Source organism: Photorhabdus antumapuensis (assembly GCF_020387775.1).
Taxonomy (GTDB): Bacteria; Pseudomonadota; Gammaproteobacteria; order Enterobacterales; family Enterobacteriaceae; genus Photorhabdus; species Photorhabdus antumapuensis.
This window is the reverse complement of record NZ_JAHZMK010000014.1, coordinates 144,128-168,380: the sequence shown is the minus strand read 5'-3', so window position 1 is coordinate 168,380 and position 24,253 is coordinate 144,128. Positions and strand designations below refer to the sequence as shown.

The window sequence follows — 24,253 nt, the reverse complement described above, 5'->3', positions numbered from 1 at the left end:
ATGGCTTTCCAGCCCTCTCTGCATCATGGCGCGGCAGAGCCTGCCGCGCAAACCCAAGCGGTTGCTCAAGTAGCCACTTCTGCCCCCCTTCCCGCAGGTCAGACACTGATGCAAGTCAGCAGTGCTCTGGCGGGAGTGTTGCTATTGATTTTCACTCTCACTTGGTTAATTCGCCGTATGGGGCTATTTTCCAGCAAAGGGAGAACTCAGCAACAATTAAGTATCAAAGCCAGTTGTTCTTTGGGACAACGTGAACGTGTCGTCATTGTGGAAGTTGAAGATAACTGGCTGGTACTGGGTGTCACTGCTCAGCAAATTAATTTATTACATCAGATGCCAATACCTGAATCCAACCGTGATAGCACCGAAGAGCAAGCTATAAAACCGGCACTGTTTGGTCAGATCTTAAAAAATACGCTGATGCGACAAGGCAAAAGTGATGAAAAAAAGTAGTTCTCTCTTTATGACAAGGGATAAATTTGCCATGTCATTCCGTCTGGGGATGATACTCGCCGCGCTTACTTTACCCATGAATGTTGCGGCACAGTTGCCGGGGATAATCAGCCAACCGCTGGCAAACGGCGGGCAAAGTTGGTCACTACCGGTTCAGACGTTAGTTTTTATTACCGCACTGACTTTTATTCCCGCGGCCTTGCTCATGATGACCAGTTTTACCCGCATTATTATCGTGTTGGGTTTACTGCGTAATGCTTTAGGCACCCCATCAGCGCCACCCAATCAAATTTTACTTGGACTGGCGCTATTTATGACATTTTTCATTATGTCACCGGTTTTCGATAAAGTTTATCAAGATGCTTATCTGCCTTTCAGTGAAGATAAAATTAGTCTGGAAACCGCTTTAGAAAATGGTGCCAAGCCACTACGGCAATTTATGTTGCGTCAGACAAGGGAAAACGATTTAGCGCTGTTTGCTCGTCTTGCTGATCAACCACCATTTGAAACCGCCGATTCCGTTCCTATGCGAGTATTAATGCCGGCATTTATCACCAGTGAATTGAAAACCGCTTTTCAGATTGGTTTTACACTGTTTATCCCATTTTTGATTATTGACCTGGTGGTCGCCAGCGTATTGATGGCGTTGGGGATGATGATGGTACCCCCCGCGACTATCTCACTGCCCTTCAAACTCATGCTATTTGTCCTAGTTGACGGCTGGCAATTACTGCTAGGTTCTCTGGCACAAAGTTTCTATGGTTAACCTGAAAAGAGACAGACATTATGACTCCTGAATCAGTAATGGCATTGGGAACAGAAGCCATGAAAGTCGCGCTGGCGCTCGCTGCGCCGCTGCTTTTATCGGCTTTATTATGTGGTTTAATTGTGAGCTTGTTGCAAGCTGCAACACAGGTTAACGAAATGACGCTGTCATTTATTCCTAAAATTCTGGCGGTATTTGTCACTACCGTTATCGCCGGCCCTTGGATGCTAAACCTATTTCTGGACTACATGCGTGAACTCTACAGCAGCATACCCGTGATAATTGGCTGATTATGATCTCTTTTAACAGTGAAATGCTGATCCAGTTTGTCAGTGAGTTTTTCTGGCCGCTGGTTCGGGTGCTTGCGCTGTTCAGTACTGCACCACTATTTAGCGAAAAACAGGCAACAAAAAAAGTCAGAATCGGACTGGCAGTGATGATAACGCTGCTCTTGATGCCAAACCTGCAACCTGCGCAAGTGCCTATTTTCTCTGTCACAGCATTCTGGGTGATGCTCCAACAAATCCTAATTGGGGCATCACTTGGCCTGACGATGCAAATTGCCTTTGCTGCGGTGCGTCATGCCGGTGAAGTAATTGGTTTACAGATGGGGCTTTCATTCGCTACCTTTTTTGATCCCTCCGGCGGCCCCAATATGCCTATTTTGGCACGAATCTTTAACCTCTTGACCTTACTGTTATTTCTGGCCTTTGACGGGCACCTGTGGCTATTATCGGTTCTGGCGGATACATTTCAGGTTCTTCCGGTACAACCAATGCAACTCAGCGCTCAAGGATTTTTTCTGCTAGCACAAAGCGCCAGTATGATATTTATCAACGGCATGATGCTGGCTCTACCATTGATAACGCTATTATTAACACTGAATTTATCATTGGGGATTTTAAACCGGATGACACCACAACTTTCCATCTTTGTGGTCGGTTTTCCGTTAACACTGACTACCGGTATCTTGGTACTCACACTTTTAATCCCGATGTTAGCGCCATTTACCGAGCGTATGTTTAGTGAATTATTTAACCGACTGGCAATTATTATCAGTGGTATGGTTATTTAAAGGCATTTTTTAAACCGGAATTGATCTAAAAAAATTATAAGTATTCTACACAACATAAATCGTACTGTTCTATACTAGAAAATCCTGTTGATAAGTGAAAGACAAGCGCATTTTATTATGAACTAACCGCTTATTTTCAAAGATATTATTAACACAGAAAAAATAAGCTAATTAGAACGGAGTAATAAATTAATGAATATAGAACAAGAGTTATATAATGCCGCAGTTAACTTAATTGAAAAACGATACCCTAAAGGACGGGGCGGCGCTGCCTCAGTACGGACAGAATCGGGCAAAATCTTAACCAGCATTGCCCCTGATACCAAAATTGACGCATTATACCTTTGTATGGAAGTTGGCGCTTATTTAGAAGCCCATAAATTGAATGAAGCGGTAACACACTCTTTATGTCTCTACCGTGAAGATGCCGGCTGTGAATATATCATTTTAACACCCTGTGGAATATGTCAGGAACGTCTGGTTCATTGGGGCGGCTCAGTAAAAGCCGCGGTGACTAATGATAAAAATGAACTGTTGTTTAAAGCCATACGTGAACTGCAACCTTATCACTGGTCAGCCGTTAATGGAGAGAAACTCTAATATATGTGATTTATTTTAATTTGGTTATTTATTTTATTGCCAAGTATTAACTATTCATTGTGGTTAATACTTGGTTATATTAAATGAAATTATATTTTAACAAAACATTACCACCAAGACATTAAAATAATATAACAATAATTTAATCATCAAGGTACACTAATTTGAAGCTTTAACAAGCCAGAATAAAAAACAATGACTATCATATTCATTTATTAATTTAATTAAGGCTTGTCAATATATTATTTTACTTATTAAAGATATTTTAAATAAACAATTCACAATATTATTTACGAGAATAAATAAGAGACAATAATAATTTTTTTACAAATAGGTGACACTATTTCGGATTTAATTTTATCTAAATATTATATTTTACCATCCTTCTGGTAGTATTCTACCCACTTAAGTACTACACTATACTTACTTTGTAACACATTATGATGGAATCATTAGCTATGAGCGAAACTACTTTTACCTTTAGGGTCGATGATGCCCTGAAAAATGACTTTACCGCAGCAGCAAAATCACTCGATCGCAAAGGTGCACAACTACTACGTGACTTCATGCGGGATTTCGTGCGTCAGCAACAAGAAACGAGCGCCCATGATGCCTGGTTCCGCAGGCAAATAGAAATAGGCCAAGCTTCTGCCGATGCTGGTAATCTAGTGCCAGCCGACCAAGTCGAGGCTAAATTTTTAGCCCGCCGCAAAGCCACACTCCGCCGTTTTGAGGCCAAGTAATGCAATTATTTTGGACGCCAGAAGCCATTCAAGACCGTGAGGAAATATATAACTACGTTGAGGCAAACAACCCTTTAGCAGCATTAGCTCTTGATGAACTTTTTTCAGAGAAAGCCAGTTATCTGACTAATCACCCCGATTCTGGGCGGCCAGGCAGAGTTAACGGCACTCGTGAGTTAGTGGTTCACAAAAATTACACACTAATCTACGACATTGCAGATAGAATAGTAAGAATTCTCCGTGTACTACAAAATCAACCGTTCTCAACACCAGTTCTTCCATATGATCTAAAAGCGAAAAAATACCCAAATGATCAACTGGTATTCAACAATAGTTTAAACCATACGTGAACTGCAACCTTATCACTGGTCAGCCGTTAATGGAGAAAAGCTCTAATATCGTCAATATTGGTACCGTCACTCATATTTTTGTGCACAGTACCTGTTATTTCTTATACTTTTAATATGTCGATCAGAATCTATTGATAATAATCGTATTGATTAAACAAAAAATTATCAACATCCGTCCATTGGTCTGGTTATTTAAGCGATATCTTTTTACGCTGAACACATGTTTCAACAGACCACTTAACCAGATCAATAGCCGATTCTCTATCCATTCGAAGGCATGAAGCAACCATAATTGCCTGGGAACAAGCAATTACAAAGCAATCCCCTGAACTTAGATTTCTTTCAACAACATCGAATCGTTCAACATAATCACTGAACCGGGAAAAGATTTCGTCCTGTGGGTTCTCAATTTTTGGCGGATTAACTTCCTTTTTACAAACCAAGATTGCATCAAGATTGATAGGCTCTTTTGCAGCGCTTTTAGGGCTGGCAACAGACATTTCAGCTTTTACCGGGTGAGCAGCTACAATATCAAAACCGGCTTTAGTGACAGAATCGTATATTGCCATCCAGCCGTCTATCGTCGAATGATGATAACTGAAACACAAGAGACCATCTTCTTTAAGCACTCGGTTGCATTCCTTAAAAATACTGCAAATTTTCCTTGTGAAACTTTCATTATCCCTATCTTGAACTTCGTTTTCATGTGATGAATCTTTCCTATTTAAGTATTCGTATTCACCACTAAGAGCATTAGAAAGCCAAGCATAGAAAAAATCACTCAATTCACTATAGTGAACAAAATCAAAATACGGTGGATCAGTAACTACTGCATCAACCGATGAATCAGGGATGGGAAGTGAAGAACTGTCCGCATTCAAAATCAAAGCACCTTGAGAAGCGTTTTTGAACGTTTCCCATGATTGAGTAACATTTACCCTTATCGGATCACTACAAACAACTTTCTTTGAAAAACATTTTACCCCATTGTTTTCAATAAATACTTCAAATGGTTCATCAAGATAGGTTTTCGCCTTAATCAAACGACTTTCAAATAATGTCGAAAATGTACCGCTGCTTTTTCCCGGTGTTCCCCATACACTATTTTCTAATGGTGTTCTCTCTGGTTTCAAAATATGATTCGAAAACATATGGCGAACAGCACCAGTACCTTCCCCCTTAAAACTGCAAAACAAATTATTAAATTCAAGTGTTCCGCTGAACAAGCAAACAAAATGATCTCGAATCACCTTGTCTTTAATCTTCAATATCCGCTGAAGCAATAATCCAAGGCATAACAATTGACGTTCATTAAAGAAGTCACGCCAATTATTATAGTTATATCCACGTGCTTGGTTCGTGTTATATCCGGGTCTAACTTTCATAGTGGGTAATGGAAGATCGCCTTTGATCAGGGAAAGACGTTCACGCGTTTCATTAAAAAGGTCGTAGTCATATTGGGTCGGTTTGATATAGACCTTTTCACCGGCTTCGTTAAGCGCCATAATGGCATACAGTTTATGCTTTGGTGGATGCTCTTTGCTAGATACCAATTCCTTGATTTTGTATTCATTACCTCTACTGTCAACAACTTTTGTCCCCTTGGCAGGTCCATTTTGGGGATTAAAGTTATATGAGCAGCAAGGACATTTAATGTCAGTACTATTGTATTTCTCCACAATAATAGATTCGCATGATGGGCACCATATTTGCGAATCTGGTTTCTTGCTAGCGTAGGCATTTTTACTGAATACATAACTTGAAAACAACGGGATTTCTTCACCCCCTGGCGTGGCAACAACCTTCACCCAAAAATAGTAAAGTGCTGGCGTGGATTTTGAAGCGCCGGGAACCATTGTTGTATAGTAGGAAAGAATTTCCTCTTTTACATCCCGTTCAATGGATTTAAATTCTTTTTTCAGTTCATTTATATTCACGCTAGCCATTGCTTGTGTGACTAAGAATGTACTAACTGGGTTAACATCACATCCTATAATACTTGCTCCAAGCTTTGCCGCTTCCCCCAATGTAGTTCCTGAACCCATAAAAGGATCAAGCACAACCTTTCCGGTATGTTTTTGGTATTCATAAAAATCCTTCCATTGACCTTCAGTAAGAGCACCAGAAACAATAGAACGGAATACGCTTCCTAAACGCTTCGCCCACCATTTATGAATGTGGTAAATGGGACGGTTAATTTCCTTTCTGTAACTTTCGATTTCCGCAATTGGATCAATCTGCTCGAAAGGGAAATTATTTTCAATTATATACTTCATATTATTTTGTTAACACTGGCATAGAAACAGACGTACGAAGTTTTGCTGTACGTGCTTTGCAGCCAGCAAAAATATCTTCAATTAGAACAGGTTCAACAGATTGATCAGGTTTTCCATTATCAATGATATTGTACAAAAAGTTATTTTCGTAAATGTCATACCTTGACACTTCTTCTGTAGCCAAGTGCGATATCTGAAGATTTTCACAATCAAATTTTTTCGCTACAAAAACCTTTCTTGTATGATCTTGAACTGTACCAATCAAGGAAGGCACACGTAGGTCGATAGGTATAACACCATTATCATTAATCTGACCATAAAAGTGATCGTAAACGGCTTTCATTATTTGATGTTCATTGTGGTACATGCGCAATCCTTAAGGTTATTTTTAATATTGGTTATTGTTTTCAACTGTTTCCATAATTCGTTACTTAAATCACGATATCCTTCTTCATTGGGATTAGATAGAAAGTTGAATCCCTGCCCGTTTTAAGCGTTATACCGTAACGATTTTTGAAAAAAAGATCAAAAGGGAAATCAAATAACACAGTAATTAGGACTAAACTTAGCAAACATAGTCGATTATGAAGCAATTGTTTGGGATAATATTCGTGATTTCATCCGACTGGTAAGGAGTCATCCTCACCAAGCGAACTTTACACTCTGCATTCTTATCTTTATAAATATATCCCTCTTCGGCATTACTAAATGGAGCCATTTCAATACGAATAGTATTTTTACCATTCTGCAATAATGGTGCAACATTGTAACCCGTTGATATGGTTCCGGTCCTTGAACCCAGATTACTTAAAGTATAGATCCCATTGACTCTGAGAACACAATAAGCACGATTTGTTTCTAAATAAGTGATATATTTAACTTGATCCATTTTATTTTCCCCATAAGCTGATAATGAAAATAAGGTCATAAAAAACAGAATTAATTTTTTCATTACGATAACCTCAGTTTATATGTCGATCTCTATTTTGGTTATATTTCCTTCCCTCTCAGTATTAACTGAAAAAAACAGTTAATACTGAGTTAGTTAAAACAAACCATAGTTATCTCGAAATAACCACTTTTCCATTTATTAGAGAAAAATATGGGCTAAATGTACGACCGTTTTCACCATTTTTATCTCTAATTAACAATGGAGAATTATTACTATTTTCAATTTCAAACCGGAATAACCGCCCTCCAAAATAACGTACTAACTTATACTTTTTCCAGTCTATCGGTATAGCCTGATAACCGTCATCAAAATTTCTCCCAAAGTCTAAAGAATCAAAATAATTTTGTTCCGTACTGTCATTAGCCTGTGCATGTTCATACAACATTATTTTGGCGGCATGTTGTAAAGCTACCGAATCTTTATTTTTCATTATTTTCCAGATATCTTCATACGCTTTTTTAACCAGTTCAGTACTTGCCACAGTCTCCGGCAAAGGGGTAGCCGTTGTCCAGGCCCAAGCAGGCAGATCATTTAATGTCACTATTCGTTGCGCATAATAAAACCCCCTATCTTTAAGATTTTTTTCTGTGATTTTACTGTACTGAGCGGTATCAATATTAAAATTAACAGATTTCATACTGGTTGGCTCCAACGTGCCATTTTTATCTGCCACACTAGCGATAATATTAGTCACTTCATCAGATTCATAAGGAGTTACTCTTACCAGTTTGACCTTACACTCCGTACCTTTTTCTTGATAAACATATTTCTCGTCTACATCAATAAACGGAGCCATTTCGATATAAATAGTATTCTTACCATTTTGCAATACTGGTGCAACATTGTAACCCGTTGATATTGTTCCAGTCCTTGAACCCAGATTGCTTAAAATATAGATCCCATTGACTCTGAGAACACAATAAGCACGGTTTGTTTCTAAATAAGTGATATATTTAACTTTATCCATAGTGTTTTTCCCATAAGCTGATAATGAAAATAATATCATGAAGAATAAAAAAATCTTTTTCATTGCTATAACCTCAATTTATATGTCAATTTCTATTTTGATTATATTTCCTTATCACTCAGTATTAACAATCATAAACAGCCAATACTGAGTTAATTAAAACAAATCTTAATTATCTTGAAATAACCACTCGTCCATTTATTAAAGAGAAAAATGGGCTAAACGTGCGGCCATTTTTACCATCCTTATCTCTGATCAATAATGGAGATGGTGATCCATGTTCGACTTCAAATCGGAATAATCGGCCTCCCATATAACGTACTAGTTTATATTTACTCCAGTCTATCGGCACTGCCTGATAACCATTATCAAAATCTTCCTTAAAGCCCAGAGAATCAAAATAACCTTGTTCTGTACTATCATTGGCCTGTGCATGTTCATATAACATTAATTTGGCTACCGATTGCAAAGCCGCCAAATCTTTATTTTTCATTATTTGCCAGATATCTTCATAAGCTTTTTTAACTAACTCCGTGCCTGCTGCCGTTTCCGGCAAAGGCGTAGCCGTAGTCCAAGCCCAAGCGGGCAAATTATTTAATGTAACTGATCGCTCAGTATGATAATAAAATTCACTAGGGTATTCTTTCGTCATGATTTTGCCAGATTGAGCAGTATCAATATTAAAATTAATGGACTGCATGCTGTTAGGTTTCAATTCACCATTTTCATCTACCACCTCAGTAACAATATTAGTAATTTCATCCAATTGATAAGGTGTAACTCGCACTAATCTAACCTTACACTCTGCGTCTTTTTCTTTATAAATATATTTATTATCCCTGGCACTTAATGGCCCCATATCAAGACTGAGAATGTTTTTACCATTTTGTAATAGCGGTGCAATGTTATATCCGGTTGATACAGTACCAGATATAGAGCTAAAGTTGTCTAAAGTAGTGATTCCATTCACTTTAAATCTGCAAAGTACCCGATTAGTTTCTAAATAAGTGATATATTTAACTTTATCCATAGTGTTTCTCCCATAAGCTGATAATGAAAATAATATCATGAAGAACAAAAAAATCTTTTTCATTGCTATAACCTCAATTTATATGTCAATTTCTATTTTGATTATATTTCCTTATCACTCAGTATTAACAATCATAAACAGCTAATACTGAGTTAATTAAAACAAACCATAATTATCTTGAAATAACCACTTTTCCATTAATTAAAGAAAAATAAGGGCTAAATGTGCGACCATTCTCACTATTATTTTTATCTTCAATTAATAAAGGTGAATTATTACTATGCTCAAGCTGGAACCGAAATAACCTCCCGCCCATATAACGTACTAATTTATATTTACTCCAGTTTATCGGTATCGCCTGATAACCGTTATCAAAATCTTTCTTAAAATCCAGAGAATCAAAAAAACTTTGTTCTGTACTATTATTGGCCTGAGCATGTTCATACAACATTAATTTTGATACCGATTGTAAAGCGGCCAAATCTTTATTTTTCATTATTTGCCAGACATCTTCATAAGCTTTTTTGACCAGTTCAGTACTTGCTTCCGTTTCCGGCAAAGGAGTAGCTATAGTCCAGGCCCAAATAGGCAGATCATTTAATGTCACTGTTCGTTCGGCGTAATAAATACCCTCATCCTTGAGATTCTTTTCCGTAATTTTACTATACTGCTCGGTATTAGTATTAAAATTAATGGATTTCATACTATTAGGCTCTGCTATACCATTTTTGTCGGCCACACTAGCGATAATATTCGTAATTTCATCCGACTGGTAAGGTGTCACCCTCACCAGTCGAACTTTACATTCCGCATCCTTATCTTTATAAATGTATCCCTCTTTTGCATCACTAAATGGAGCCATTTCGATATAGATAGTATTTTTACCATTTTGTAATAATGGTGCAACATTGTATCCTGTCGAAATAGTTCCAGTCATTGAATAAAGGTTGCTTAAGGTATATATTCCATTGATTCTAAGGACACAACGTGCACGATTAGTTTCTAAATAAGTGATATATTTAACTTGATCCATTTTATTTTCTCCATAAGCTGATAGTGAAAATAATGCTACAAAGAACAGAAAAAATTTCTTCATTGCGATAACCTCAATTTGTATGCTGATTTATATTTTAGTTATATTTCCTTACTCCTCAGTATTAACTGCAAAAAACAGTTAATACTGAGTTAGTTAAAACAAACCATAGTTATCTCGAAATAACCACTTTTCCATTGATTAAAGAGAACAATGGGTTAAATGTAAATCCATTTTCGCCATTCTTATCCCTAATTAATAATGGAGACTGTATCCCATCTTTAACTTCAAATCGAAATAATCTTCCTTCCATATAGCGCACCAATTTATATTTATTCCAATCTATCGGTATAGCCTGATAGGCTTTACCAAAATAATGTTTAAAATCCAACGAATCAAAATGGATTTGTTCAGTACTGTCATTAGCTTGAGATTCCTCATGCAGCGTTAATTGATAGGCTGATTTCAGTGCCGTTAAATCCTGGTTTTTCAACATTTGCCAGATATCTTCATAAGCTTTTTTAACCAACTCAGTACTTATCGCAGTTTCCGGTAAAGAGGTAGCCGTAGTCCAAGCCCACATAGGCAGATCATTTAATGTCACTGTCCGCTCTGTATGATAATAAAACTCATTTGGGTATTCTTGCGTAGCAATTTTACTAGATTGTGCAGTATTAATATTGAAATTAACAGACTGCGTGCTATTAGGTTTCAATATTCCATCTTTACCTACTACTTTGGTGATAATATTGGTAATTTCATCGGAATCATAGGGGGTCACCCTCACCAATCGAACCTTACACTCCGCATTTTTTTCTTTATAAACATATTTATCATCCCGGGCACTTAATGGCCCCATATCAAGACTGAGAATGTTATTACCATTTTGCAACAATGGAGCAATATTGTAACCTGTCGATATGGAGCCAGATCTTGAATCAAAATTATCTAAGATAAAGATCCCATTTAATTTTAACATACAAAGTGCCTGGTTTGTTTCTAAGTAGCTAATATATTTAACTTTATCCATTGTATTTTCCCCATAAGCTGCTAATGAAAACAATGCCATAAAAAATAGAAAAGATTTCTTCATTGCAATAACCTCAGTTTATATGTTGATTTCTCTTTTGACAGTTTTGGATATATTTCCCATTTCTTCTTCCTCTTCTCAGGATCCTCTTTGTTCTGTGGGTTAAAGCTACTATTTTTATTTTCATTTGAACCTTTCCCAACCCCATACTCCACATAATAACTGGCGACAATCCCATGATGAAAAAACACCAGAGATAACTCCTTATCCTGTTTATCCAGTTCAAAACATCCTTCCGCTTCAATATCCGCGCCAGCTTTAAAATATCCTTCCACCAGATAATATTTAAACCCCGCCTGAATATTAGTTTCCGCTTTAATCGCTAGCGTACCTCTTACCATATCCCCCAGTTGAAATTCCATTTTATGCTCTTCATTACTGGCATATTTAAATGACAGATTTAACGCCCCTTCCAGAATCATATCTAATTGCGCCCCCAGATAAGCCCCATTCCGTCCCTCTTCCACCGCCGCCTTATCTTTTAATCCCTGTTCACGAATTAAGGCGATTAATTTCTCAACCCCAAATTCCGTCGCAAACGCCTCAATTAAATCCAGCCGCAGTTTTATCCCAATCAGCGGCGCTAACGCCACCGAAACCGCATGCTCAAAATAAGCTGCGTCTCCATGTGTGGCATTCACCAGTTTACTGCCGCCGCTTAATTTTATTTCCGGAGTCTGGATTTCCACCTCCAACAGTTTAATTTCCTGACTGCCTTCACTGGAAAACAGTTTTTGCAACGTCTCAACCGCCTGCAAGCCTTTATTCACCAGACCCAGCTTTTTACGTTTTTCTTTAAATTCTTTTTCCAGTTCACGTGTAAGTGTGTGGGAATAAGGACCCAGCGTATAAGCAAAACTCCCTTCGGCAGTTAACGTGTCCGTTAATTCATAACCCGCCGTGTGTTTATGCCAGTTTTGACCGGGCTTTTTCGCGTTCGGATTGGTTTTCTTTCTCTCCTTCAGCGCCTCCGCTTTTCTTTCCTCCGCGCTTCTTTCCCGTACTTCTTGTTCTGCCCCTATCGTCACATCCAGTGTCCATTCATATTGCGGCAACACATGGATTTTGGTGCTAAAGGCATCCACTCTCCCTAGCATCAACATTTTCACTTTATCATCCGGCAAGAGAAATGAGCGCTGGGCAAAAGGCTGACCGTAACATTGCGTCAGGGTCAGAATATAATCCGTATGCGGTAAACAATTCAGATCCCCCTTCTGAAACAACCACGATGCAATAAAACCTAACGGATCACTTGCTATCGGATCAACCGGCAAGTTATGACGGGAAAAACTGATTTCATAATCTACTCCCGGTCCCTTAATTGGATTTTTACTCAATTCATAAAATTGAAACGCCGGGTTATCCGGGCTATAGAAAATCGCTTTGGGACAGTGTGCATTCTTCGTTATACACTGCTTTCCCACCAATGAAACAGACACCGGTATCCCCTTCGCTTCATCAACCACCCAAATATCCCCTATCGGTTCAATCTGGTTATAATGAAAAACCCGTTTCCCAACTTTTAATACTAATTTGTGAATACAAAGGTCCGGGATTTTACAATCACAAACCGCACTTTTCATATTAACTGAAAGCATGTTTTTTCCTTAACCAATATTAACACTACCACCACCAATCACAATTCCACCACAACTCACCGCATCACCGGTTCTTGCCGCAGGTTTACCATCAACAAAAACGGTACTGGAACCACCAGCAATTATGCGTGAATGAGATGAATGAGGCGCCAAACTATCGCCCTGACGAGCTAAAGGAATACCGTCAACTTTCACACTGGTCGATCCCGAAATAACCGGTGTCGCGCCACAATCACCATGCGCCGTGCCAATATCACCAATTTTTACCGCATTACCCATATTTATTCCTCCATATCTGGCAAAATTAAAATAATCAGTCTTTAAAATGGAACCAAGGTACTGATGAATCGCCTAACTCCTGTAATAGCAACTCTTCAGCCCGTATATGCCCCGGTTCACAGATATTATTCAATATATTTTTACAACGAGTAGGCGATTCTTTAACAGATGAGTATCTTCGTAAGAAGAATAACTTTAATATTCCTCTGACACTGTGATCATCCGTAATACCGATATTTTTTAACTCGGTAATTAGCCTCCGGATATAACCAACGTAATCAAACTCCTCAATAGTTTCCCATTCGATAATTAATGCTGCCAATGTCTGTACATAACGCTCAGCAAAAGCAGCCTCAATCTTTTCCAGTTGTTCCGGCGTAATCGATAATAGCTTTCTTTTGCTACTGGCATCCCGTGGATATTGTTCTCTATTAGCAAGAAAATCATGACTTTGAATATTGCCCTGATAGTTGGTGGCAATTTTATCTATCGGCCCCATGAAACAGTGAATTTCCCAGTCACTGAGGACACTGAGAAACTCCCAGATATTACGCGGATCATAAAACCGGAAAAATACTGGTTTATCCTGTTCAGGTAATAATACTTGTAAATATTTACGCAAATGCCGACGTAATGTTTTCATATCCGCCTGAGAGCTTAAGAAAACTCCCCAAGGTATGTTACAGTCCTCCAAATAAAGTTTTAACTTTTCGGTCACTTCCACTAAATAAGGCGCCACCTTAAGTAATTCAGGCGGTAAAGATTCATCATAAAGACAAGTAAACGGTGGATCAAAATGCTCCAATATAAGAAACAATTTGGATTCTGTCGCGGCGTCAATGACAGCATAAAGTTTTTCTTTAACCATTGTTATCTTTCTCCTTCGGGCAATGTGCGACAAACATCGAACCGGCATGAGCCGCACTCTGCAAAATCGCCGGATTAACCGGTTGCAATAAGACGCCGGGGTTACCACCTGAATTTAAGTTAATAGACGCACCTTTTATATCTACGCCGCCACCATGAATAACAATAAAATTATCGCCTACTTTCAGGGTGATTTTGCCGCCGCCTGTTATCGTAATGTCATCATTGGTATCGATGCTGAATACACCCTGTATTTTCTGTATGACATCGCCTTTGACCTGTAAGGCTTTGTCACCATCAACCTGATCGATATAGTCACCGGTGGTTTTATGTTCCTGCTGCCCATCAACCGTTATTTTACGGTTATTGGCAATCACCAGTTCGTCATCATGGCCAATGCTGGTTGTACGGTTGTAATTAATTCGCTCATCCCGGGAATTAAGCACCTTAATCGCCAGATTTTTCTGAGCATGAATAAACACCTCTTCTCGGTCTTTTTCATCCTCAAATCGCAGTTCATTAAAACCATCCCCTTTATGGGTTTTTGAACGAATGGACATCTGGGTTTTTGATATCGGCAGAGGATTAGGCACAACATTAGCGGCATGATAGGTACGCCCAGTAATAATTGGCTGATCGGGATCGCCATGTAGAAAATCCACCAACACTTCCTGCCCTACACGCGGGATAGCAATCATGCCCCAACGCTTGCCGGCCCAAGCCTGACTGACTCTTATCCAACAGGAACTCTGGTCATTGAATTTGCCATATTGATCCCAGGCAAACTGTACCCGCACACGCCCGTATTCATCACAAAAGATCTCTTCCCCCTCCGGGCCAACCACGGTCGCAATTTGTAGGCCGTCAATACGCGGCTTAGGATAAGGCGAGGGACGCCACACCCGGTTACGATCGCCAAAGGTGAAATCATTCGTTAAGGTCGTCCCCATTTCACCATAACGGGATTCATCCGCCTGTGGCTGTCTACCGTGATGGCTGATGCTAATGACCCGCCACTGGGTATTAAATTGCTCTTTCGGATGATCCGTAAGCGTAAATCCTGATGCCGGCGCCAGAGCAAAACAATCACTTTGCCCACGACCAAACATAGCATCAGCGCGCAGCGCTTCCAGACGAAATTGACTCAGGCGCTCGCCAATCGCACCTTTTTTAAAGCGCCCGGGAAAATCATAGTAAGTGTAACTGGGCAAATCTGAACGTTGGTGGTTAATTTGGCGTTCATAATATTCATATTCAGCCCCCCACAGTGAGTTTTTAAAAGTACGATCCTTCAACTCAATATTGGCAATCCCAACCTGTTCACGCCAACAGAATCGATTGATGCTGCATTGGCTTCCTGTCGCATCCAATTCTGGGTGATAGGGCAATGAAAATGTTTTATTTATCCACTGAGTATCACTAAAAGCAATTATCGATTCACCCCGCTCTTGTTCAAAATTAAAATAATAAAATATCCCTTCATCAGCCAATAAACGATGAAGAAACACTAAGTCACTCTCATCATATTGCACACAAAACTCTCGTTCAGGATGTTCATATCTCAAGTGATAATAGAAGTCTCTGACACCATTTTCTTTCAATAATATTTCAATAATCTCGATCACAGATTGATGCTGAAAAATACGGGAATTAACCCGTAATCCCGCACGCCATAAACTAGGGTGAAGGGTCAAGGAATAATAACTGCGATGACGACCTGTCGTACCTTGTTCAAACTGAGTCACAATCCCAGTGACACTGCGTTCTATTTTTCCATCACGATAAATGGTCAGTGTCGCAAAATGATCCAAAACATCAGCAAAATTAATATCCGGGTCAGCACTGGTTAATGTCGCTTCCAGACAAAATAATGTTGATAGCGCTTCATCTAGCGTAAAGTCAACCACAGTAAAAGTTTTCTCCGGGAGACTACCCGCAGCAAGTGTAAAAACCAGCCCTGAATCTGTCATGACATTCCTCCTGATTGCGTGAGGTCGAGAATCAGGAAATTAAATAAGTTATTTAAAATAATCATAATCTCATCAACACCTTCTTAAATAATTGCCAAATCTATTCCACCGGTAGATCAATTAATCTCGATCTATATTTCCGCCATAAATGGACAGAAGACTTCACCACATCTCTGCCTCAAATTATCAACAGGCTATCAGCTTAATTTTTTCAACATATAAACGGGAGCATATAAAATGGAAGAAATAATCTACTTATTTTTTAAAAAAAACCAATATTTTATTCCGAATAAAGTGATGGTTTTGTTGGGTATATAACAGAAAATGCCTATACCTAATAGATTTCGAGTTGCATCGCGACGGCAAGGGAGCGAATCCCCGGGAGCATAGAGAACTATGTGACCGGGGTGAGTGAGTGCAGCCAACAAAGAGGCAGCTTGAAAGATAACGGGTATATATATTTAATAAGTTATAATGAGTTATAGCGATTTAACTAACCACAATCACCTGTATGAATTGGCAATAAAAATAAAAGAAGAAAACCAGATTAGCGCAATATCTCAAACAACAACATGCCTTTCCTTTTCTGCTTATTAAATTGTAACTCAAATAAGATAAATTCAGGTAGATTCACATAATAAGTGCAACATCGTTAATCCGTAAATAAACATATTCGTATTCCTTGAATTTGTTTTGATGAAAGAAAAACAGCATTATTTGAATAATAGATAATGACGTAAGATATTTAATTGAAAAATCGCTGGCCTGAAAACCAGCGATTAAAGTAAAAATGAAAATCAAATTAGCGGAGTATTTCAAACAACGACATGCCTTGCATATCCGTAAATGTCTTATACGATGCTTGAAGTATTGCTTGTTGTTGATAATAATTCGAAATCGCTGAATTCCATTCCACATCAACCAGTTCACTCAAACGGCTCTTATTAGCCAGACTGCGTTCTGCTCCCAAGCTATCTAAATCTTCTATTTCTCTCAGTTGTAAACCCAATACCGATTCCACCGAAGAGACATTATTCAGCGTGTTGCGGGCACCACGGTTAGCTTTATTCAGCAATTCCAGTGCATCATCACGAGTCTTTTGATCTGCCTCGGCCAATGGCGTTTTCAATGACTGAATCGCCATGTCTATGGTTTTAAATATGTCTGATTCACTAGAGCTGCCATCCTGCTCTTTTATCGGATTACTCGTCGATGAGAGAAATACCTGAGCCCCAGTATGTCCAATGATCATCGAGCGGTTGCTATCCACTTTTTGAGTCAGTTCCTCAGAGCCACCTCGATAGCTAACTGTTCCGCTTTTACTCTCATCAAAAGGTTTCACATCCGTTTTATAACCGGCAAAAATATAGCGGCCATTACCATCAGTGGTGTTACCCAAGTTAACCAGTTGCTCTTTAAATCCTTCCAGTTGAATAGCCAGCGAGTTACGATCTTCATCACTCAATACACCATTCACTGTAGCTACCAGGCTTTCATGAACATTTTGAACCACACCAACAACTTTAGATACTACGCTTAATTGCATAGAAATCGCATTCTTGGCAAATGAACGAGCAGTCTTATATTGCTGATTCTGAGCTTCAGCCTGGGCAACCATCACGCCCTGAGAGGCCGCCATCGGATCATCCGATGGATTTATCACCCTCTGACCACTAGATAGCTGTGTTCCCTGTTGCATCCATTTTGACTGGGCAGTAGTAATGCCAACCATTTTCTGGTCGTACAATATATTGGTACTTACGCGCACAATATTATTCCTTTTAAATATTCAGCTATACCCTTTATCTTTCAAGCTGCTGCTTTGTTGGCTGCTTTCACTCACCCCAGTCACATAGTTATCTATGCTCCTGGGGATTCGTTCACTTGCCGCCTCGCTGCAACTCGAAATCTATTAGGTATAAATGCCATAAATATCCGAGTATTCTCAGGCTATTTTTTTATTAAATGGCACGTTTATTAACGGCGGAGATCCAAAATGGCATTAAACAAGGTTGTGGCAGTCTGGACAACTTGAGCATTAGCCAGATAATATTGCTGTAAACTTTGTAATGCGCCGTACTCTTCATCTATATTGACGCCGGAAACCGACTGCTGTTCGGCATAAAGCTGTTTAGTAATATTATTCTGAGTTTCTAAATCAACATTCGCCGTGCTGGTCTGGTTACCAATAGTACTGACCATCGAAGCATAAGCACCAGAAAATGACGCTTTACCCTCTACCAATTTTTTACTTTGTAATCCAATGAGTTTTTTGGCGTTGACGTTATCACTCGGTCCACTATCTTTAGTGCCCGCTGCCGCCAATTGTGACGCATCTTTAATATTCACTTCCATACCGCCAATAACACCATTAACCGCTTTCAGTGTATATCGGTCATGCTCTTTTGTATTGTCTGGATTAATTTCAACCTTTAATCCATCAAATTCCAGAGTATTACCCGTTACTTTGGCAGCAATATCCGCCTTATCAGAGGCACGTTGGATTTTCCAATTAGCTCCATCGTAGCTGAGATGATAATCACTGGCTTTTACCGCTGAGGTATCTGTATATTCCACTTTGAAATCAGCAGAACCTTTATTTTTGCCATTGGCAATAACATCAGGGTTATTAAATGCGAAGAAGTCTTCACCCGGTTTACCTTTTAAATCAAAACCAGAACGATGGACCTGATTAAATTGATCGCCCAATACCAACGCTAATTGGTTTAACTGATTACGAGAATTATCCAACACTTCACTGCGCGCCCGTAATATGCCGCTTAATTTACCTTTATCAATGTATCTTTCATCAATTTCAACAACGTCACCAAAACCACGATCATAACCTAGTGTCATGCGACTGCTGTCCGTATTGGACGAAATCGCTGCTACTCGGTAGGCGGTTGTCCCCTGAACTAGCATCGTTCCACCGGCAAAAGTCACATTATAAGCGTCACCGTCCTGCTGAGTCACACTCACACCAATCCGCTCATTCAGTTCATTGACCAATTGATCTCGCTGATCCAGTAATGCGTTTGGTTGAGCACTACCGCCGCCTCTCATACGGGTAATTTCACCATTGAGTTTAGCAATTTGCTGGACATAATTATTGATGGAGTCAACGGAGTCAGTTATTTCCCGGTTAATATTATTTTCCATTTTACGCAGGAAGTCATCTGCACTTTTCAACTGGTTTACCAATCCCTTTGCTTTACCAATGGCTGTCGTTCTGGCGGCATCATCTTCAGCATTACTGACAACATTTTGTAAACTGGTAAAGAAGTCATCAACGGTGTTTGACAGGTTATTTGCTTTATCTGCCAGCAAATTATCAATCTTGGAAATTTGCTGAGAATAAGTGGTTAATGCCCCTTGTTTCGCCTGAGCAGCAGAAAGTTGTTGATTAATGAATTCGTTATATTGACGGTTAATGCTGGTAACAGTAACACCATTTCCGATAAAGCCAACGGACGTCATGGTGCCACCGTTTTGATTGATAACTGTCGATTGCCGGTTATAACCAAGAACTTTGGCATTCGCGAGGTTATTACTCACGGTTCCCACAGCAATCTGAGCAGCCTGAAGGCCACTCATTGCGGTATTAATAAGACTGTTGGACATCAGAAGATCCTTTTGCGTTTTAGTTATGTCTCCGCTGGCGGCGGCAAACAATCTTTCAGATAGGTAAAAACACGTCTGAACTACTGTAGTTTATCGGCTGAGCGCAATAAAACTTGAGCAGAATAGGGTTCAGAATAGTTTACTCAAATCGTAGGTATACGCTTTCACCGCCTGTTCTCCAGCACCTTTTAGCTGTTGAATAACTGAGACCAGTTTTTTCGCATATCCAGGGTCCGTTGCATAACCTGCCTGTTGCAAGGAATAAGCCCCCTGCTCTGGGGTAGCAGAGCGGGCAACGTTGGCGTAACGGGGATTTTCCGTCAGCAATTTGACGTAATCCGTAATCGCTTCGATATAAGAACCATAAACACGGAAATTATCCTTCATTTTTTGTGGCTCACCGTTGATATATTCTGTGGTCAAAATATTAGTTACCGGCCCTTTCCAGCCTTTACCCGCTTTAATACCAAACAGATTATGGCTTGGCTTACCATCGGCAGTCAGAATCTCTCTTTGCCCCCAACCCGACTCCAATGCAGCCTGAGCAATAATCAACAAATGAGGAATGCCACTGCGTTGGCTAGCTATTTGGGCAGGGTGCGAGAGCGTGGATACAAAGTTCGTACTGTTCAGCGGTAGCGGTTTTGGCGCCGCCTCAGGCTTCGGCACAGTTCGACGTATAAACTGCTCAAGCGCCTGCCTTGGCAAAGTTTGCAAAACTTCGTTGTCCGCAGTCATGGGTATCTTGCCCGCTATTTCGCTGGGGGCGGTTTTAGTATTAGAAAGCTGTTTGAGTATCATATCGGCAAAACCTAGCCCCTTCTGAGCAATATTCTGCGCGATTTGCTGATCGTATATCGAAGTATAGAGGTGAGTCTGTTCACTGCTCAACATGCCATCTTTAGGCAGGCCCGAACGCATACTTTTCAACATCATCTGAACAAAGATCCCTTCCATTTGTTGGGCCACTTGCCGTAGCCCTTGTTGCGGATCTTTTGTCAGATTGGCTTTCAATGTGTTAACCGACTGTACATCATAAGCTGCCCCGGACAGGGTTAAAAAATCACTCATCAAATGATCTCCAGTCTCGCCCGCAGACAACCTGCACTTTCCATTGCCTGTAAGATTGACATTAAATCATTCGGTGTCGCACCCAATGAATTCAGTGCTTGAATAACATGACTCAGACTTGCACTGGCATTAACCTGCTGCAATACGCCACCTTGTTCACGAACAGCGACACCGGGATTACGGGTGACAACGGTACTACCACCTGCTAACGGCGTATTGGGCTGATTAACAACCACCTGATTCTCAACCGTCACAGAAAGGTTTCCCTGAGCAACAGCACAGCTATCCAGCATCACATTGCGGTTCATCACCACAGAGCCGGTACGAGAGTTGATAATCACTTTGGCATCACCGACATCAACACGGACAGTCAGGTTCTGCACATGAGAAAGAAATTTAACCTGCTCACTTTTGTCCCTCGGCATACGCAATTGTACCGTGCGGGCATCCAGCGGCGTTGCTGTTCCGGTTCCGCCCATACGGTTGATCGTATCGCTGATTTGCTGAGCAAGAGAGAAGTCTTCGTTATTTAATTGAAGATTCAGTATGCCATTTTCACCAAACTGTGTAGGTAATTCACGTTCAATCACTGCGCCGTTACTAATTCGGCCACCCGCAAGCTGATTAACTTTCACACTGCTACCACCCGCGCTGGCACCGGCACCGCCGACCAAAATATTACCCTGTGCCAGAGCATAGACCTGATTATCAACACCTTTTAGTGGTGTCATCAACAAGGTACCACCACGTAAGCTTTTAGCGTTCCCTAGCGAAGAAACCACCACATCAATATTCTGCCCAGTACGACCAAACGGCGGTAACTTCGCGGTGACCATCACGGCAGCCACGTTTTTCAATTGCATATTGGTTCCCGGAGGAACGGTAATCCCCAACTGGGATAACATGTTACTTAAACTCTGGGTGGTAAATGGCGTCTGAGTGGTTTGATCACCAGTTCCATCTAGCCCAACCACTAATCCATAACCAATCAACGCATTTTCCCTCACCCCTTGCACCGTGGTGAGATCACGAATACGTTCTGCCAATGCAGTCGTTGTCATCAGAGCCAGCAATACAAGAAGAAGGCTGACAGCACATTGTTTTATCATCACCATCCCCTGTTAAAACGGTGCAACATTCAGGAAGAAACGCTGTAACCATCCCATGTTCTGCGCTTCATTAATATATCCATTCCCCACATATTCAATGCGAGCATCAGCGACCTGATTGGAACTAACAGTGTTATTAGCATTAATTGTCCGTGGATTAACCACACCGGAGAAACGGATGAATTCCGTTCCCTGATTGATAGCAATCTGCTTTTCACCGACAACATGTAAGTTGCCATTTGCCAGTAACCGATCGACCGTCACGGTAATCGTCCCTCTAAACGTATTATTGGCATTAGCGCCGCCTCTCCCACTGAAAGTATTTTCACCTTCCATTTCTAAATCGGTTTTATTTCCACCAATTAGCCCGCTAAGAAAACGGGGAGTCAGTGCGGCAGAAAATGTGTTTTTTCCATTACGGCTGGCATTGGCCGAAGAATTCTTACTGGCGCTGACATTTTCCTGCAATGTAATCGTCAGGGTATCGCCAATATTTCGTGGTCGGCGATCTTCAAATAGCGGCTGATAACCATAATAAATAGGCTGTACTACTTGAAAAATAGCGCCATTAGGGACCGGCGCGGTCGTCACAGAAGGTGCTGCGGTGGTTGCCCCCTCAACCAAGGGTTTTTGCGGTATATACGCACAGCCCGTTAGTGACAATACTGCCAGTGCTATACTACAACGCCATTTGTTCGCCACATTTTTCCGTAAATGGCGAAACTGACAAACAACGCTGGTCTCGGCAACAGCCATTGTATCCATCTTCGATGCTCTTAATTTATCTCTGAATAACGGGGAAACTGAGTGTTCCCCCGCAGTTCTGATTGACGATTAGGTTATAACTGAGTCAGTTTTTGTAGCATCTGATCAGACGTCGACACCGCCTTACTGTTAACTTCATAAGCACGTTGCGTCTGAATCATGTTGACCAATTCTTCAGCGATATTGACGTTAGATGTTTCTACATATTTATGCTGGAGCAACCCAGCGCCATTTATTCCTGGTACATTTTCAATCGGTACGCCAGAGCTGCTAGTCTCTACATACAGGTTTTCACCAATACTTTCTAACCCACTGTCATTGATAAAAGTTGTCAGGGTAAATTGACCAACTTGCTGAAGTGCCGATTGCCCCTGTACCTTCACACTGACAACGCCATCACGGCTAATGGTGAGATCTGTCGCGTTATCAGGAATGGTAATGGTCGGGAATATCAAAAAACCGCTAGCGGTTGTCAACTGCCCGTTTTGATCTTCCTGAAATGAACCGTCACGGGTATAGGCGCTGGTACCATCAGGTAACTGAACCTGAAAGAACCCCTTTCCTCTAATGGCAACATTATGACTGTTATTAGTTTCAGATAAGTTTCCCTGACTATGTATACGTTCTGTTGCTACCGGACGCACCCCGGTACCTATCTGTAAACCAGAAGGCAGGCGGGTTTGTTCCGAGGACATCGCCCCTGGTTGACGAATGGTCTGGTAAAGCAGATCTTCAAAAACGGCACGCTGGCGTTTAAAACCATTGGTGCTGACGTTTGCCAGATTGTTGGCAATCACATCCATATTGGTTTGCTGGGCATCCAGCCCAGTTTTAGCAATCCATAATGATCGGATCATCGGTTTTATCCTCTGTGTCTAAATCAACTCATTGCTAATAGCTGATTAGCACGTTGTGCATTTTCATCTGAGCTATGGATGACTTTCATCTGCATTTCAAAACGACGGGCGTTGTCAATCATACTCACCATGCTTTCCATCGGGTTGACGTTACTTCCTTCAAGTGTACCGGCCATTAATTTCACCTCATCGCTGGCAGGCAAGACATTACCCTGTAATTCCTGGGCTTGCTCAGTCATACGGAAAAGACCATCATCGCCACGAACTAGCTGATTGTTCTCAGGCTTCACCATTTTCAATTTGCCAAGTTGCCCCAGTAAAGTTGGCGGATCACCGGCAACCAAGGCAGAGATCGAGCCATCAGCCGCCAAGGTTAATTCAGCTTGTGGCGGAACATCGATCGGGCCGTTCTCACTCATCAGCAAGTTACCCTGAATAGTTAACTGACCGTCCGCTGAAATTTGAATGCTGCCGTTACGGGTATAAGCCTCAGAACCATCTTCAAGCTGAACCGCCAAATATCCCCCCTGCCCGATAGCTACGTCCAATGGACGGGAGGTGTAATTCATCGGCCCTTGGCGATTGTCAGAGCCCGGCGTTGAAGCGACAACCAAAGTACGGGTATTAAAAGCAGCCCCTTCAACAGGCACCGCTCGCAAAGCAGCCAGTTGCGCCTTAAAACCCGGCGTCGATGCATTAGCCAGGTTATTTGCCGTCACTGCCTGATGCTCTAGTGTCTGACGCGCACCGCCCATTGCGGTATAAATGACATGATCCATAA

Annotated in this window: 25 protein-coding genes; 7 read left to right on the top strand and 18 right to left on the bottom strand. The window is 40.7% G+C overall.

Annotated elements, in window-relative coordinates; translation table 11 throughout:
• From fliO to KZ793_RS05280, 7 genes are all read left to right on the top strand, one after another.
• Window positions 1-453, top strand: a complete 453-nt coding sequence (fliO, locus tag KZ793_RS05310; protein ID WP_225814119.1) for a flagellar biosynthetic protein FliO — start codon at window positions 1-3, stop codon at window positions 451-453.
• A 31-nt stretch (window positions 454-484) separates the two neighbouring features.
• Complete coding sequence (gene fliP, locus KZ793_RS05305) at window positions 485-1,219, top strand: flagellar type III secretion system pore protein FliP (protein ID WP_225814339.1); 735 nt, start codon at window positions 485-487, stop codon at window positions 1,217-1,219.
• A 20-nt stretch (window positions 1,220-1,239) separates the two neighbouring features.
• Window positions 1,240-1,509, top strand: coding sequence for a flagellar biosynthesis protein FliQ (fliQ, locus tag KZ793_RS05300; RefSeq protein ID WP_021324077.1), 270 nt, complete (start codon window positions 1,240-1,242; stop codon window positions 1,507-1,509).
• 2 nt (window positions 1,510-1,511) lie between these two features.
• Window positions 1,512-2,294, top strand: coding sequence for a flagellar biosynthetic protein FliR (gene fliR, locus KZ793_RS05295; protein WP_225814118.1), 783 nt, complete (start codon window positions 1,512-1,514; stop codon window positions 2,292-2,294).
• Window positions 2,295-2,486: 192 nt separating this feature from the next.
• Complete coding sequence (locus KZ793_RS05290; RefSeq protein ID WP_225814116.1) at window positions 2,487-2,894, top strand: cytidine deaminase; 408 nt, start codon at window positions 2,487-2,489, stop codon at window positions 2,892-2,894.
• Window positions 2,895-3,352: 458 nt separating this feature from the next.
• On the top strand, window positions 3,353-3,637 hold the full coding sequence (locus tag KZ793_RS05285) for a CopG family ribbon-helix-helix protein (protein WP_225814114.1): 285 nt from the start codon (window positions 3,353-3,355) through the stop codon (window positions 3,635-3,637).
• Window positions 3,637-3,987, top strand: a complete 351-nt coding sequence (locus KZ793_RS05280; protein WP_225814112.1) for a type II toxin-antitoxin system RelE/ParE family toxin — start codon at window positions 3,637-3,639, stop codon at window positions 3,985-3,987. The genes KZ793_RS05285 and KZ793_RS05280 overlap by 1 nt, the downstream gene beginning before the upstream one ends.
• 188 nt (window positions 3,988-4,175) lie before the next feature.
• Here the strand turns inward: KZ793_RS05280 and KZ793_RS05275 are convergent, their stop codons facing one another.
• The 18 genes from KZ793_RS05275 to KZ793_RS05190 all read right to left on the bottom strand — a co-directional run bounded on the left by KZ793_RS05275 (window position 4,176) and on the right by KZ793_RS05190 (window position 24,251).
• Complete coding sequence (locus KZ793_RS05275) at window positions 4,176-6,263, bottom strand: DNA methyltransferase (protein ID WP_225814110.1); 2,088 nt, start codon at window positions 6,261-6,263, stop codon at window positions 4,176-4,178.
• Between the two features lies 1 nt (window position 6,264).
• Window positions 6,265-6,630, bottom strand: a complete 366-nt coding sequence (locus KZ793_RS05270) for a hypothetical protein (protein WP_225814108.1) — start codon at window positions 6,628-6,630, stop codon at window positions 6,265-6,267.
• 198 nt (window positions 6,631-6,828) lie between these two features.
• Window positions 6,829-7,215: a hypothetical protein gene (locus tag KZ793_RS05265; protein WP_225814105.1), complete on the bottom strand. Its 387-nt coding sequence runs from the start codon at window positions 7,213-7,215 to the stop codon at window positions 6,829-6,831.
• A gap of 109 nt (window positions 7,216-7,324) precedes the next feature.
• Window positions 7,325-8,245 (bottom strand): hypothetical protein, encoded by a 921-nt coding sequence (locus KZ793_RS05260; RefSeq protein WP_225814103.1) that lies wholly within the window; start codon window positions 8,243-8,245, stop codon window positions 7,325-7,327.
• 109 nt (window positions 8,246-8,354) lie between these two features.
• On the bottom strand, window positions 8,355-9,212 hold the full coding sequence (locus tag KZ793_RS05255; protein ID WP_225814101.1) for a hypothetical protein: 858 nt from the start codon (window positions 9,210-9,212) through the stop codon (window positions 8,355-8,357).
• 172 nt (window positions 9,213-9,384) lie between these two features.
• Window positions 9,385-10,308, bottom strand: a complete 924-nt coding sequence (locus KZ793_RS05250; RefSeq protein WP_225814099.1) for a hypothetical protein — start codon at window positions 10,306-10,308, stop codon at window positions 9,385-9,387.
• Window positions 10,309-10,417: 109 nt separating this feature from the next.
• Entirely contained in the window at window positions 10,418-11,338 is a 921-nt protein-coding gene (locus KZ793_RS05245; protein WP_225814097.1) for a hypothetical protein, read from the bottom strand.
• On the bottom strand, window positions 11,335-12,933 hold the full coding sequence (locus tag KZ793_RS05240) for a hypothetical protein (protein ID WP_225814095.1): 1,599 nt from the start codon (window positions 12,931-12,933) through the stop codon (window positions 11,335-11,337). The genes KZ793_RS05245 and KZ793_RS05240 overlap by 4 nt, the downstream gene beginning before the upstream one ends.
• Window positions 12,934-12,942: 9 nt before the next feature.
• Window positions 12,943-13,212: a type VI secretion system PAAR protein gene (locus KZ793_RS05235; RefSeq protein WP_088371926.1), complete on the bottom strand. Its 270-nt coding sequence runs from the start codon at window positions 13,210-13,212 to the stop codon at window positions 12,943-12,945.
• 34 nt (window positions 13,213-13,246) lie between these two features.
• Entirely contained in the window at window positions 13,247-14,080 is an 834-nt protein-coding gene (locus tag KZ793_RS05230; RefSeq protein ID WP_225814093.1) for a DUF4123 domain-containing protein, read from the bottom strand.
• A complete protein-coding gene (gene tssI / locus KZ793_RS05225; RefSeq protein WP_225814091.1) occupies window positions 14,073-16,049 on the bottom strand; it encodes a type VI secretion system Vgr family protein in 1,977 nt (658 codons plus the stop codon). Before tssI ends, KZ793_RS05230 begins: the two co-directional genes overlap by 8 nt.
• Before the next feature lie 802 nt (window positions 16,050-16,851).
• Complete coding sequence (flgL, locus tag KZ793_RS05220) at window positions 16,852-17,817, bottom strand: flagellar hook-associated protein FlgL (RefSeq protein WP_225814088.1); 966 nt, start codon at window positions 17,815-17,817, stop codon at window positions 16,852-16,854.
• Window positions 17,818-18,026: 209 nt separating this feature from the next.
• A complete protein-coding gene (gene flgK, locus KZ793_RS05215) occupies window positions 18,027-19,670 on the bottom strand; it encodes a flagellar hook-associated protein FlgK (RefSeq protein WP_225814086.1) in 1,644 nt (547 codons plus the stop codon).
• A 129-nt stretch (window positions 19,671-19,799) separates the two neighbouring features.
• On the bottom strand, window positions 19,800-20,741 hold the full coding sequence (gene flgJ, locus KZ793_RS05210) for a flagellar assembly peptidoglycan hydrolase FlgJ (protein ID WP_397443576.1): 942 nt from the start codon (window positions 20,739-20,741) through the stop codon (window positions 19,800-19,802).
• Window positions 20,741-21,850 carry a flagellar basal body P-ring protein FlgI gene (locus KZ793_RS05205; protein ID WP_225814084.1) on the bottom strand — a complete coding sequence of 370 codons (1,110 nt, stop codon included), beginning with the start codon at window positions 21,848-21,850 and terminating at the stop codon, window positions 20,741-20,743. Before KZ793_RS05205 ends, flgJ begins: the two co-directional genes overlap by 1 nt.
• Window positions 21,851-21,862: 12 nt before the next feature.
• Window positions 21,863-22,615, bottom strand: a complete 753-nt coding sequence (locus KZ793_RS05200) for a flagellar basal body L-ring protein FlgH (RefSeq protein ID WP_225814083.1) — start codon at window positions 22,613-22,615, stop codon at window positions 21,863-21,865.
• Between the two features lie 74 nt (window positions 22,616-22,689).
• Window positions 22,690-23,472 carry a flagellar basal-body rod protein FlgG gene (gene flgG, locus KZ793_RS05195; protein ID WP_225814081.1) on the bottom strand — a complete coding sequence of 261 codons (783 nt, stop codon included), beginning with the start codon at window positions 23,470-23,472 and terminating at the stop codon, window positions 22,690-22,692.
• A gap of 23 nt (window positions 23,473-23,495) precedes the next feature.
• Window positions 23,496-24,251: a flagellar basal body rod protein FlgF gene (locus KZ793_RS05190; RefSeq protein ID WP_225814079.1), complete on the bottom strand. Its 756-nt coding sequence runs from the start codon at window positions 24,249-24,251 to the stop codon at window positions 23,496-23,498.
• Window positions 24,252-24,253: the final 2 nt, after the last annotated feature.